This window comes from Pseudomonas sp. HMSC08G10 (genome assembly GCF_001808425.1).
GTDB classification, from domain to species: domain Bacteria; phylum Pseudomonadota; class Gammaproteobacteria; order Pseudomonadales; family Pseudomonadaceae; genus Aquipseudomonas; species Aquipseudomonas guariconensis.
Genome location: NZ_KV793298.1, coordinates 146,935 through 159,705, shown reverse-complemented (window position 1 = coordinate 159,705; position 12,771 = coordinate 146,935). Strand labels below are relative to the sequence as shown.

Here is a 12,771-nt window from a genome sequence, read left to right as displayed (position 1 = left end):
ATACGCCGCGGGGAGACAAGCCCATCAAGAGGTGATTCGACAATGGCCATCAGCGTGTTCGACCTGTTCAAGATCGGTGTCGGGCCTTCCAGCTCCCACACCGTCGGCCCCATGCGTGCCGCCGCCCTGTTCGTCCAAGGGCTGCGCCAGCGCGGCGAGCTGGAGCAGGTCAGGCGAGTGGAAGTCCGGTTGTATGGCTCGCTGTCGGCGACCGGCGTCGGCCACGGCACCGACAATGCCACCATCATGGGCCTGATGGGTGAGTGGCCCGACTCCATCGACCCTACGGTGATTGCCCCGCGCATCGCCGAATTGCGCGAAACCAGCACCTTGCAGCTCGATGGCCGCCTGCCGGTCGAGTTCGTCTGGAGCCGCGACATGCTGCTGCTGGACGAGAACCTGCCATACCACCCCAACGCCATGACCCTGATCGCCGAAGGCGCGCAGGGTGAGCTGCACCGTGACACCTACTACTCGGTCGGCGGGGGCTTCGTGGTCGACGCCGCCCAGGCTGCCAGCGGTGTGCTGGACGCTGACGAGACGGTGCTGCCTTACGATTTCAACAGCGCGGCCGAACTGCTGAGTCTGTGCAAGCAAAACGACCTGCGCGTGTCGCAATTGATGATGGAGAACGAAAAGGCCTGGCGCAGCGAAGAAGAAATCCGCGCTGGCCTGCTCAAGCTCTGGCACGCCATGCAGGAATGCGTGAACAACGGCCTCAAATACGAGGGCACCCTGCCTGGGGGGCTCAACGTGCGACGCCGTGCCGCCAAGCTGCACCGCAGCCTGCAGGAGCTCGGCAAGCCCAATGTGATTGGCTCGACCATGAGTGCCATGGAGTGGGTCAACCTGTTCGCCCTGGCCGTCAATGAAGAGAACGCCGCGGGTGGGCGCATGGTGACTGCGCCTACCAATGGCGCGGCGGGCATCATTCCGGCGGTGTTGCACTACTACATGCGTTTCTCGGATGCAGTCGATGAATCCAACGTGGTGGATTTCTTCCTCGGCGCTGCCGCGGTGGGCATCCTGTGCAAGAAGAACGCTTCGATCTCCGGTGCCGAGGTCGGTTGCCAGGGCGAAGTCGGTTCGGCCTGCGCCATGGCCGCAGCCGGCTTGGCGGAGGTGTTGGGCGCCACCCCGCCGCAGTTGGAAAATGCTGCCGAAATCGCTCTGGAACACAACCTGGGCCTGACCTGCGACCCCGTCGGTGGTCTGGTCCAAGTGCCGTGCATCGAACGCAATGCTATCGCTGCGGTCAAGGCGATCAACGCCGTGCAGATGGCCCTGCGCGGTGACGGCGAGCACTTCATCTCTCTCGACCAGGTGATCCGCACCATGCGTGATACCGGGGCCGACATGCACGACAAATACAAGGAAACCTCGCGCGGCGGTCTGGCTGTCAGCGCCATCGAGTGCTGATGCCGTTCTTGCCCCTTCTGCGGTCGGTGCGCCCCAAATTGGCGCACCGATCGTTCCCTACCGGCTGTCAGTTGTCGCTACCAGAGGTGTCGTTGTCGGTGACACTTATGGATGTCGCTTCTGGGCATCCTTCCCAAAAGTGCTACTTAACTGCTCAGGGGTTACACGCAAAGGCGCTAGCGCGCCTGTTCGCGTTTTCCTACAAATCTGATGGAAAAGCTCTGACAGCCCTGACACGACGTCGTTTTTGGTTTTTTTTGAATGGTCGTTCAATTTCAGGCACGACCTTTGCGTTGTAGTTGGCAAAGCCCCTGCATACGAACTGGGGCCATGACAAGAAAACAGTGCCAGCCTGAGGCACACCCTGCATTGTGTGAGGAGAAATCGCGATGACGTCGTACACCTCCGGGACCCCAACCCAGAACCGCACAGCTCCCCAGTCCATCGGGTTTCTCCTGCTGGATAACTTCACCCTGATTTCCCTCGCATCCGCCGTCGAGCCGCTGCGCATGGCCAACCAGCTCTCTGGCCGTGAGCTGTACCGTTGGCACACCCTGACCGTCGATGGCGGCCAGGTGTGGGCCAGCGACGGTCTGCAGATCACGCCGGACGCGGCCATGCACAGCGCGCCGCCGATGGACACCGTGATCGTCTGCGGTGGTGTCGGCATCCAGCGCACCGTCACCCGCGAGCACGTCACCTGGCTGCAAGCCCAGGCGCGTCAGTCGCGTCGCCTTGGCGCGGTATGTACCGGCAGCTGGGCGCTGGCCTGTGCCGGGCTGCTCGATGGCTTCGACTGCAGCGTGCATTGGGAGTGTCTTGCTGCGATGCAGGAAGCCTTCCCGCGGGTGAACATGAGCACCCGCCTGTTCACCCTGGACCGTAACCGTTTCACCAGCTCCGGCGGCACCGCGCCGCTGGACATGATGTTGCACCTGATCAGCCGTGACCATGGCCGTGAGCTGTCGGCGGCGATCTCCGAGATGTTCGTCTACGAGCGCATCCGCAACGAACAGGACCACCAGCGCGTGCCGCTCAAGCACATGCTCGGCACCAACCAGCCGAAGCTGCAGGAGATCGTCGCGCTGATGGAGGCGAACCTGGAAGAGCCAATCGACCTGGACGAGCTGGCGGTCTATGTCTCGGTGTCGCGGCGCCAGCTCGAGCGCCTGTTCCAGAAGTACCTGCACTGCTCGCCGTCGCGCTACTACCTCAAGCTGCGCCTGATCCGCGCGCGGCAGCTGCTCAAGCAGACGCCGATGTCGATCATCGAAGTGGCTTCGGTGTGCGGGTTCGTTTCCACGCCGCACTTCTCCAAGTGCTACCGCGAGTACTTCGGTATTCCGCCGCGTGACGAGCGTGTGGGCTCCAATACCGCCCAGCAGGTGGCGATGATGCCGATTCCGCAGGCCATGGCACTGACCCCGCACAGCGGTCCGATGGCTTCGCTGAGCCAGGCGCGCAACGAGTCGACGTTTGCCAGCGTAAGGCTCTGACGCCGGGTCGGCTGTCATGCGCGTCGATCGGCGCGTAAACCATGGCCCCACAGGGTTTTCATCGAACCCTGTGGGGCCATTGCATTCGTGTTGTTGGCACTGGCCCATTCGCGGGTAAACCCGCGAATGGATCTGGGCGTCAGGCGCGGTTCTTGAACTCTGCCAAGGCCGGCAGGAGCTGCTTCTCGATGGCCTGGCGCACGGCCGGGAGGATGGTAGCGCTGCCGGTGTACATCTGCTCGACCATGCCTTTGAGCGCGCGCGCGTTAGGCTCGGTCAGCCCCCGCACCACGGCCTCGCAGGCCTGCTCGGCACTGGCGCCCGCCGGAATTTCGAAGCCCCTGGAGCGCAGTTGGCCCAGCAGGTCTTCCTGATCAATCAAATCCGCATGCATCATGGCTGTTGTCCCTTTTATCGCTAAGAGAGTGCTGCTGTGATCTGCAACCGATTCTCTGACCAAGCCGACAGGGCGGCAAGGACAGAATGTCGCAATGGCTTCTTTGGCTAAGAACAGGTCGTTCCCGGCTAAATCCAGCAACCCGGGCTGCCCCACACTGGACGCATTCACGGCAAACGAGGGTTTGGTCACCCTCACTCGTGCAAAGTGGATGTTGCTCGCTCTCTTGGCCCCGGATGCTCACGGCTTTCCGGGGTTATTTTTTTGCCTGCGGAAAGCCATCGCGGGACAAGCCGCTCCTCCAGGATCGGAAGGAGCGGCTTGTCCCGCGATAGGGTGTGCAGTAGCCCCAAGGGCCGTGTTTCAGCCAGGCAGTCGCATCACCCGCCCGACAAACGCTGCCGCCGGCAGGTCCCGTTGCTCATCCACCAACCCCTGAAGCAGGCCTGCGCTGCGTTCACTGAACGGTGCCGATTTCGGCCCCGCCAGGTCCACATGCAGGAGCATCTGTTCGCTGGCCGCCAGGGCCTCGTCGAACCCTGCCCGGTGCAGGCTGTGATACACGTGCAGGCGCTTGCGATCGAAGCCGATGATCTGCGTCTGCACCCACACCTCGGTGGCCAGCTTCACTTCGTGCAGGTAGTTGATGTGCGCCTCCAGGGTGAACAGCGAATTGCCGCTTTGCCCGCGGCTGTCGGCATCCAGGCCGATGCGCTCCATCAGCGCATCGGTGGCGTAGCTGAAGATCAGCAGGTAATAGGCATCGCGCAGGTGTCCGTTGTAGTCGACCCAATCCTCCTGGACGGGGGTGCGGTAGGTGATCAGTGTAGGCATCGCCGTATCCTCAATCGCCGAAGGCCATGCCGTGGCGGGCCTTGCTGTTCTTCACTGCGTCGAGCACAGCGAGCAGGGTGTCATCCCGGTAGCGTTCCAGCGCGGCGATGCTGCGATCACCCAGTTGCTCCGAGGTGCCCTCGACCACATCGTCGATCAGCTTGTCGGTCAGCTCCGGCGCCGGCAGGTAGGTCCAGGGCAGCTTGAGCGCCGGGCCGAACTGCGCCATGAAGTGACGCATGCCTGCATCGCCCCCGGCCAGGGTGTAGGTGAGGAAGGTGCCCATGAACGACCAGCGAAGGCCTGCGCCAAAGCGGATCGCATCGTCGATCTCGCCGGTGCTGGCCACCCCGTCGTTGACCAGGTGCAGGGCCTCTCGCCACAGCGCTTCAAGCAGTCGGTCGGCAATGAAGCCCGGTACTTCCTTGCGCACATGCAGCGGGCGCATGCCCAAGGCGGTGTAGATGGTCTTGGCCGCCTCGATGGCTTCGGGGGCGGTGTGCTGGCCACCGACGATTTCCACCAAGGGCAGCAGGTACACCGGATTGAACGGGTGGCCCACCACGCAGCGCTCGGGGTGTGTGGCGGACTCATAGAACTCGCTGGGCAGCAGGCCCGAGGTGCTGGAGCCGATGATCGCATTGGGCTTGGCCGCGGCGCTGATCTTGGCGTGCAGGTCGAGCTTCAGGTCCAGGCGCTCCGGGGCGCTTTCCTGGATGAAATCGGCGTCACGTACGCATTCCTCGATGGTGGCCACGAACCGCAGGCGATCTTGTGAGGCGCCTGGCGCCAGGCCTTGTTTTTCCAAGGCTGGCCAGGCATTGGCGATACGTTTGCGCAAGGCTTGCTCGGCGCCTGGGGCTGGGTCCCAGGCGATCACGTCCAGGCCGTGGGCCAGGGCGCGGGCAACCCAGCCGCTGCCGATCACGCCGCTACCGAGGGCGGCGAAAGTCTTGATCTCGGTGATGAAGGTCATGGCGATTCTCCGGGGGCTCAGCGGCGCTTGAGGTTCATTTTTTCGCGGCCTTCGGCCGGGGTCAGGACGCGAGCGCCCATGCGGGTGATGATCTCCACCGCGCGTTCGACCAACTGGCCGTTGCTGGCCAGCACGCCACGGTCCAGATAGAGGTTGTCTTCCAGGCCGACCCGCACGTTGCCGCCGAGCAGCACAGCCTGGGCCGCCATCGGCATCTGCATGCGGCCGATACCGAAACCGGCCCAGGTCACGCCGGCGGGCAGGTTGTCGACCATGGCCTTCATGGTGGTGGTGTCGGCTGGCGCGCCCCATGGGATGCCCAGGCACAGCTGGAACAGCGGATCGTCCAGCAGGCCTTCTTTCATCATCTGCTTGGCGAACCACAGGTGGCCGGTGTCGAAGATTTCAAGCTCGGCTTTCACGCCCAGTTCGGTGATGCGCTTGGCGCCGGCACGCAGTTGGCTCGGGGTCGAGACGTAGATGGCGTTGCCATCGCCGAAGTTGAGCGTCCCGCAGTCCAGAGTGCAGATCTCCGGCAGCAGCGCCTCGACGTGCGCCAGGCGCTCCAGCGGGCCGATCAGGTCGGTGCCTGGGCCGAACTCCATGGGCTTTTCGCCAGGGCCGATCTCGAGGTCGCCACCCATGCCGGCGGTGAGGTTGACGATCACGTCCACGTCGGCTTCACGAATGCGCTCCATCACTTCACGGTACAACGCCACGTCGCGGCTGAAGCGGCCAGTCTGCGGATCGCGGACGTGGCAGTGGACCACGGTGGCGCCGGCCTTGGCGGCTTCGATGGCGGACTCGGCGATCTGTTTGGGTGTGACCGGGACGAGGTGGCTCTTGGCGACGGTGTCGCCGGCGCCGGTCAGTGCACAGGTGATGATGACGTCATGGTTCATGGCGCGGATCCTTCAGGGTATGTCTGTGAGGTCGGTGGTGTGGTTTTCGCGGGTGGACCCGCTCCCATTGGGCCTACGTGAGCCCTGGGGGCGCGGGGCAACCTCGCTTCCACAGGCGCAGCATCGTGTGTTGTGGGGGAGCGGGTTACCCGCGAACCGGTAGAGTCAGTTGGCGCTGAGGTTGAGGTTCTCAGCCGCCGGCTTGCCGTCGAAGGTGGTCACGCCTTCGAGCCAGCGTGCCTTGTCCTCGGGGTGGTCCTTGAGCCACTGGCGGGCGGATTCCAGCGGATCCTTGTGATCGAGCAGCGGCTGCATCATGCGGCTCTCGTCCTCGGCACTGAAACTCAGGTTGGCAAGCAGCCGATGGGCGTTGGGGCAGCGCTCGGCGTAGTCGGGCGCGGTGACGGTCCAGACCGTGGCGCGGCCTTCGTCAGGGCCCAAGGCGTCCTGGCTGTCGCCCAGGTAGACCATGTCGAGGTTCACGTTCATTGGGTGCGGCGCCCAGCCGAAGAACACCACCGCCTGCTTGCGCCGCACGGCGCGGTCGACGGCGGCGAGCATGCCGGCCTCGCTGGACTCGACCAGCTGGAACTTGCCCAGGCCGAACTGGTTCTTGGCGATCATCGCCTTGATCTGGGTGTTGGCGCCGGAACCGGGTTCGATGCCGTAGATCTTGCCGCCCAGCTCCTTCTCGAACTTGTGGATGTCGGCGAACGTCTTCAGGCCCTTGTCGGCCAGGTATTTAGGTACCGCCAGGGTGGCTCGCGCATCTTCCAGGCTGGGCTTGTCGAGGACCTTGACCTGCCCGGCCTGGACGAACGGTGTGATGGTCTGGGTCATGATCGGGTTCCAGTAGCCCAGGAACATGTCCAGGCGCTTGTCGCGGATACCGGCGAAGATGATCTGCTGGGACGCGCTGGTCTGTTTGGTCTGGTAACCCAACCCATCGAGCAGGACCTGGGCCATGGCGCTGGTGGCGATGACATCGGTCCAGTTGACCACGCCAAGGCGCACGTCTTTGCAGGCGGCGGGCTCGGCGGCCAGGAGGGGAGTGGCGAGGGTGCTGCTCAACGCGAGGGACAACAAGCTGCGGCGGACGAAGCTGTGCATGGTGGCTCTCCAACGGCAGTGCATATTGTTATTGGGGCCGGCCTCTGCGGGCCGTGTGAACACGCTACGCTGGTGGCGGGGTGGAAATTCGCACTCTGACGACCAAGAGTTGCACGGAAGCGACCACTTTTCCCGTGGAGCACGCAATGTCTGAAATCATTCACTTTCTGCTGTTGCCCGGTTTTTCGGCGATGGGCTTCATCAGTGCCCTGGAGCCACTGCGCGTGGCCAACCGCTTCCGCGGCCCGCTGTACCGCTGGCGCGTGTTGAGCCTCGATGGCGGTGCAGTGCAGGCCAGCAACGGCATGTCGGTGAACGCCGATGGCGTGCTGGGGGAGGGGGAGGCGGCGCGCATGCTGCTGATCGTGGCCGGCTTCGAACCACTGGCCTGCTATGGCGCGCAATTGCACCAAGTGCTGCGCCGTCTGGACCATGAAGGCGTGTTGCTGGGTGGCATCGATACCGGGGCGATGGTGCTGGCCGAAGCCGGGCTGCTCGACGGGCACCGGGCGACCGTGCATTGGGAGGCGTTGGAAGCCTTCAAGGAGCGCTACCCCAGGTTGCAGGCCACCCAGGAGCTATTCGAGATCGATCGGCGACGCATCACCTGCGCCGGCGGCACCGCGTCCATCGACCTGATGCTCGACCTGATCGCCCAGACCCATGGCAGTGAATTGGCGGTGCAGGTGTCGGAGCAGTTCGTGCTCGGACGTATCCGTCCGCGACAGGATCATCAGCGCATGCAGATCGCGTCGCGCTACGGCATCAACAACAAGAAGCTGGTGCGGGTGATCGGCGAGATGGAGCGCAACACCGAGCAGCCGCTCAATACCGAAGTGCTGGCCGATGCCGTGCAGATCACCCGGCGTCAGCTGGAGCGACTGTTCCGCCTGCACCTGGACGACACGCCCAGTGGTTTCTATTTGCGACTGCGCCTGGACAAGGCCAGGCAGCTGTTGCGCCAGACCGACATGAGCGTGCTGGAGGTGAGCATCGCCTGTGGATTCGAGTCGGCGTCGTATTTCACCCGCTGCTATCGGGCGCGGTTCGAGCGATGTCCGCGGGAGGATCGGTTGGTCAAGGTGACTTGATCTCGGGGGTGTGACCGCTCAACCCAGGGCCGCCCAGCGGCCCCTGGATCACTGCTGTCCGATGGACTGCAAGTACTCGGAACGGTCATCGCTGCGCTGGGCCACGCAGGTGTTCCAGGCTGCCTCGAAGGCCTTGCTGCCGGGCTTCTCGGCAAAGGTCTCGACTTTGCAGTCGGCGTCGCGCAATTGGGTCCACAGGGTCTCGGCTGCCTGCAGGCGGGCGGTCAATTGCTGGACCTTGTCGTTTTCGTCCGGGTACTGGTCGGTAATGCGCTGGATGAGATCGTCAAAGGCCGATTTGAGCTCCCGCTCGGCGGTCTGCTTGTTGTAGGCAGCACAGGCGTAGTTCTGCGCGTCGGTCTCGACGTTGTCGCAGGGCGTGCTGTCTTCCTCGCTCGCCTGGGCGCCCAGGGCGACGGCCACCAGGGCCAGCCATGCCATTGATTTCATCCGTTTTCTCCTCAACAGGCTGACGAATCGCAGGGATTCTCGCTCAGCGCGAAGCGCTTCGGTAGATCCCTGAAGAAAAGTTCATGGAAGGCGCTTATCGAGACTCGCTCTCATTGCCAAATCCCGCGGCAGCGGAGGCCTTTGAACGTCTTGACGCTTTCGGCAAACCCCCTGTCGTTTTTGCATCGGGGCGCCTCGGGCCGCAGGCATATGCTGGCCCCAAAGCGCCGGCACAAGGTTTGGCGCAAGCGAACTCTATAAAAGGGGACAGCCTGATGAGCCCAGCCGAACTGCACGCCGACAGCATCGTCATCGACGGTCTGATCATTGCCAAGTGGAACCGCGAACTGTTCGAGGACATGCGCAAAGGTGGCCTCACCGCGGCCAACTGCACGGTATCGGTCTGGGAAGGCTTCAAGGCGACCGTCGACAACATCGCCGCCAGCCAGAAGCTGATCCGCGAAAACAGCGACCTGGTGATGCCGGTACGCACCACTGCCGACATCCGCAAGGCCAAGGAGCTGGGCAAGACCGGCATCCTGTTCGGCTTCCAGAACGCCCATGCGTTCGAAGACCAGATCGCCTACGTCGATGTGTTCAAGCAACTGGGCGTGGGCATCGTGCAGATGTGCTACAACACCCAGAACCTGGTGGGCACCGGCTGCTACGAGCGTGATGGCGGCCTGTCGGGCTTCGGTCGCGAGATCGTCGCCGAGATGAACCGCGTCGGCATCATGTGCGACCTCTCCCACGTCGGTTCCAAGACCAGCGAGGAAGTCATCCTCGAGTCGAAGAAACCGGTCTGCTACTCCCACTGCCTGCCTTCGGGCCTCAAAGAGCACCCGCGCAACAAGTCCGACGAAGAGCTGAAGTTCATCGCCGACCACGGTGGTTTCGTGGGTGTGACCATGTTCGCGCCGTTCCTGGCCAAAGGCATCGACTCGACCATCGACGACTACGCCGAGGCGATCGAGTACACCATGAACATCGTCGGTGAAGACGCCATCGGTATCGGTACCGACTTCACCCAGGGCCACGGCCAGGAGTTCTTCGAGTACCTGACCCATGACAAGGGTTACGCCCGTCGCTTGACCAACTTCGGCAAGATCATCAACCCGCTGGGGATCCGCACTGTCGGCGAATTCCCGAACCTCACCGAGACCTTGCTCAAGCGCGGCCACTCCGAGCGTGTGGTACGCAAGATCATGGGTGAGAACTGGGTCAACGTATTGAAAGACGTCTGGGGCGAGTAAGCCGCTCTCCAAGCCTGAAAGCCCCGGCCAGCAACGTCGGGGCAACCCAATAAAAATTTTGATGGAGTTGAGTTTCCATGGCCAAGATCGCCCCGCAATTGCCAATCGAAGTCGATACCGAGACCGGTGTCTGGACCACCGACGCCCTGCCGATGCTGTATGTGCCGCGTCATTTCTTCGTCAACAACCACATCGGCATCGAGGAAGTGCTGGGTGCTGACGCCTACGCCGAGATCCTCTACAAGGCCGGCTACAAGTCCGCCTGGCACTGGTGCGAAAAAGAGGCCGAGTGCCATGGCCTGGAAGGCGTCGCGGTGTTCGAGCACTACATGAAGCGCCTGTCCCAGCGTGGCTGGGGTCTGTTCGAGATCCAGGACATCGACCTGGATAAAGGCACCTGCAGCGTCAAGCTCAAGCACTCGGCTTTCGTCTACGTCTATGGCAAGTGCGGCCGCAAGGTCGACTATATGTTCACCGGCTGGTTCGCTGGCGCCATGGACCAGATTCTCGCCGCGCGCGGCAGCTCCATTCGGACCGTGGCCGAGCAGGTCTACGGTGGTTCGGAAGAAGGCCACGACGACGGCCTGTTCATCGTCAAGCCGTTGTAAGTCGGAGAGAGCGTCATGGCATTCGAAGCAATGTTCCAGCCGATCCAGATCGGCAAACTGACCATCCGCAACCGCGTGCTCAGCACCGCGCACGCCGAGGTCTACGCCACCGACGGCGGCATGACCACCGAGCGTTACGTCAAGTACTACGAAGAGAAGGCCAAGGGCGGTATCGGCCTGGCCATCTGCGGCGGCTCGTCCGTGGTAGCGATCGACAGCCCGCAGGAATGGTGGTCTTCGGTGAACCTGTCCACCGATCGGATCATCCCGCACTTCCAGAACCTGGCCGACGCTATGCACAAGCATGGCGCCAAGATCATGATCCAGATTACCCACATGGGTCGTCGTTCGCGTTGGGACGGTTTCAACTGGCCGACCCTGATGTCGCCGTCTGGCATTCGTGAACCCGTGCACCGCGCTACCTGCAAGACCATCGAGGTCGAGGAGATCTGGCGGGTGATCGGCAACTACGCCCAAGCCGCACGCCGGGCGAAGGAAGGTGGCCTGGACGGCGTCGAGCTGTCGGCTGTGCACCAGCACATGATCGACCAGTTCTGGAGCCCGCGGGTTAACAAGCGTACCGACGAATGGGGTGGTACTTTCGAAGGCCGCATGAAGTTCGGCCTGGAAGTGCTCAAGGCCGTGCGTGCCGAGGTAGGCCCTGACTTCTGCGTGGGCATGCGTATCTGTGGTGACGAATTCCACCCCGATGGCCTGAGCCACGAGGACATGAAGCAGATCGCCGCCTACTACGACGCCACTGGCATGATCGACTTCATCGGCGTGGTCGGCTCGGGTTGCGACACCCACAACACCCTGGCCAACGTCATCCCGAACATGAGCTACCCGCCGGAGCCGTTCCTGCACCTGGCGGCGGGCATCAAGGAAGTGGTCAAGGTCCCGGTGCTGCACGCGCAGAACATCAAGGACCCGAACCAGGCGACCCGCATCCTGGAAGGCGGCTACGTGGACATGGTCGGTATGACCCGCGCCCACATGGCCGACCCGCACCTGATCGCCAAGATCAAGATGGGCCAGATCGACCAGATCAAGCAGTGCGTCGGTGCCAACTACTGCATCGACCGCCAGTACCAAGGCCTGGACGTACTGTGCATCCAGAACGCCGCGACCTCCCGTGAATACATGGGCGTGCCGCACATCATCGAAAAGACCACCGGGCCCAAGCGCAAGGTGGTGGTGGTCGGCGCCGGTCCTGCCGGTATGGAGGCCGCACGCGTGGCCGCCGAGCGTGGCCACGATGTGACCCTGTTCGAGAAGAAGGACCAGATCGGCGGGCAGATCACCATCGCCGCCAAGGCACCGCAGCGCGACCAGATCGCCGGTATCACCCGCTGGTACCAGCTGGAGCTGGCGCGCCTGAAGGTCGACCTGCGCCTGGGCACTGCCGCTGATGCCGAAACCATCATGGACCTGCGTCCGGACGTGGTCGTGCTGGCTGTGGGCGGGCACTCGTTCCTGGAGCAGAACGAACACTGGGGCGCCGCCGAAGGGCTGGTGGTCAGCAGCTGGGATGTGCTCGACGGCAAGGTTGCGCCGGGCAAGAACGTGTTGGTGTACGACACCATCTGCGAATTCACCGGTATGTCCGTCGCCGACTTCATCGCCGACAAGGGCAGCCAGGTGGAGATCGTCACCGATGACATCAAGCCGGGCGTCGCGATGGGCGGTACCACCTTCCCGACCTACTACCGCAGCATCTACCCCAAAGAAGTGATCATGACCGGCGACATGATGCTGGAAAAGGTCTACCGCGAAGGCGACAAGCTGGTGGCGGTGCTGGAGAACGAATACACCGGCGCCAAGGAAGAGCGCGTGGTCGACCAAGTGGTGGTGGAAAACGGCGTGCGTCCCGACGAGCAGCTGTACTACGCACTGAAGGAAGGTTCGCGCAACAAGGGCCAGATCGATATCGAAGCGCTGTTCGCCATCAAGCCGCAGCCGATCCTCAGCCAGCCGGGCGAGGGCTACCTGCTGTATCGCATCGGCGACTGCGTGGCCCAGCGTAACGTCCACGCGGCGATCTACGACGCCTTGCGCCTGTGCAAGGACTTCTGATCGTTAACAGTCGTCGCCAATGAGCGCGGCCCCTGTGGGAGCGGGTTTACCCGCGAAAGCGTCAGCACGAGCAACATGGTTGTCTGATCTGACGCATTCGCGGGTAAACCCGCTCCCACAAGGGGCTGATCCAGCCTCCAGGGCGGTGCAAGAATCCAG

Annotated in this window: 12 protein-coding genes; 6 read left to right on the top strand and 6 right to left on the bottom strand. The window is 63.2% G+C overall.

Going from position 1 to position 12,771, the window contains the following annotated elements:
- Positions 1–42 precede the first annotated feature (42 nt).
- Positions 43–1,419: an L-serine ammonia-lyase gene (locus tag HMPREF3173_RS06735; RefSeq protein WP_043211056.1), complete on the top strand. Its 1,377-nt coding sequence runs from the start codon at positions 43–45 to the stop codon at positions 1,417–1,419.
- Between the two features lie 389 nt (positions 1,420–1,808).
- Entirely contained in the window at positions 1,809–2,915 is a 1,107-nt protein-coding gene (locus HMPREF3173_RS06730) for a choline metabolism transcriptional regulator GbdR (protein ID WP_043211058.1), read from the top strand.
- A gap of 139 nt (positions 2,916–3,054) precedes the next feature.
- On the opposite strand, the gene HMPREF3173_RS06725 is transcribed toward HMPREF3173_RS06730, so the two are convergent.
- The 5 genes from HMPREF3173_RS06725 to choX form a co-directional block, all read right to left on the bottom strand.
- Positions 3,055–3,312, bottom strand: a complete 258-nt coding sequence (locus HMPREF3173_RS06725; protein ID WP_043211060.1) for a hypothetical protein — start codon at positions 3,310–3,312, stop codon at positions 3,055–3,057.
- A 363-nt stretch (positions 3,313–3,675) separates the two neighbouring features.
- A complete protein-coding gene (locus HMPREF3173_RS06720; protein WP_070571992.1) occupies positions 3,676–4,146 on the bottom strand; it encodes a thioesterase family protein in 471 nt (156 codons plus the stop codon).
- A 10-nt stretch (positions 4,147–4,156) separates the two neighbouring features.
- The gene (locus HMPREF3173_RS06715; protein WP_070571991.1) at positions 4,157–5,122 is read right to left on the bottom strand and encodes an L-carnitine dehydrogenase; all 966 of its coding nucleotides are present in this window, start codon (positions 5,120–5,122) and stop codon (positions 4,157–4,159) included.
- A gap of 17 nt (positions 5,123–5,139) precedes the next feature.
- Positions 5,140–6,024 carry a 3-dehydrocarnitine:acetyl-CoA trimethylamine transferase CdhC gene (locus tag HMPREF3173_RS06710; RefSeq protein WP_043211067.1) on the bottom strand — a complete coding sequence of 295 codons (885 nt, stop codon included), beginning with the start codon at positions 6,022–6,024 and terminating at the stop codon, positions 5,140–5,142.
- A gap of 165 nt (positions 6,025–6,189) precedes the next feature.
- Positions 6,190–7,134 carry a choline ABC transporter substrate-binding protein gene (gene choX / locus HMPREF3173_RS06705; RefSeq protein ID WP_070571990.1) on the bottom strand — a complete coding sequence of 315 codons (945 nt, stop codon included), beginning with the start codon at positions 7,132–7,134 and terminating at the stop codon, positions 6,190–6,192.
- Between the two features lie 146 nt (positions 7,135–7,280).
- On the opposite strand from choX, the gene HMPREF3173_RS06700 reads away from it, so the two are divergent.
- The gene (locus tag HMPREF3173_RS06700; RefSeq protein ID WP_043211072.1) at positions 7,281–8,225 is read left to right on the top strand and encodes a GlxA family transcriptional regulator; all 945 of its coding nucleotides are present in this window, start codon (positions 7,281–7,283) and stop codon (positions 8,223–8,225) included.
- 48 nt (positions 8,226–8,273) lie between these two features.
- Here HMPREF3173_RS06700 and HMPREF3173_RS06695 read toward each other — a convergent pair whose 3' ends face one another.
- Positions 8,274–8,675, bottom strand: a complete 402-nt coding sequence (locus tag HMPREF3173_RS06695) for a lysozyme inhibitor LprI family protein (RefSeq protein ID WP_043211074.1) — start codon at positions 8,673–8,675, stop codon at positions 8,274–8,276.
- A 275-nt stretch (positions 8,676–8,950) separates the two neighbouring features.
- On the opposite strand from HMPREF3173_RS06695, the gene HMPREF3173_RS06690 reads away from it, so the two are divergent.
- From HMPREF3173_RS06690 to dgcA, 3 genes are all read left to right on the top strand, one after another.
- Positions 8,951–9,928: a dipeptidase gene (locus HMPREF3173_RS06690; RefSeq protein ID WP_043211075.1), complete on the top strand. Its 978-nt coding sequence runs from the start codon at positions 8,951–8,953 to the stop codon at positions 9,926–9,928.
- Between the two features lie 77 nt (positions 9,929–10,005).
- Positions 10,006–10,536 carry a DUF5943 domain-containing protein gene (locus HMPREF3173_RS06685; protein WP_043211077.1) on the top strand — a complete coding sequence of 177 codons (531 nt, stop codon included), beginning with the start codon at positions 10,006–10,008 and terminating at the stop codon, positions 10,534–10,536.
- Positions 10,537–10,551: 15 nt separating this feature from the next.
- On the top strand, positions 10,552–12,612 hold the full coding sequence (gene dgcA, locus HMPREF3173_RS06680) for a dimethylglycine demethylation protein DgcA (RefSeq protein ID WP_043211079.1): 2,061 nt from the start codon (positions 10,552–10,554) through the stop codon (positions 12,610–12,612).
- Positions 12,613–12,771: the final 159 nt, after the last annotated feature.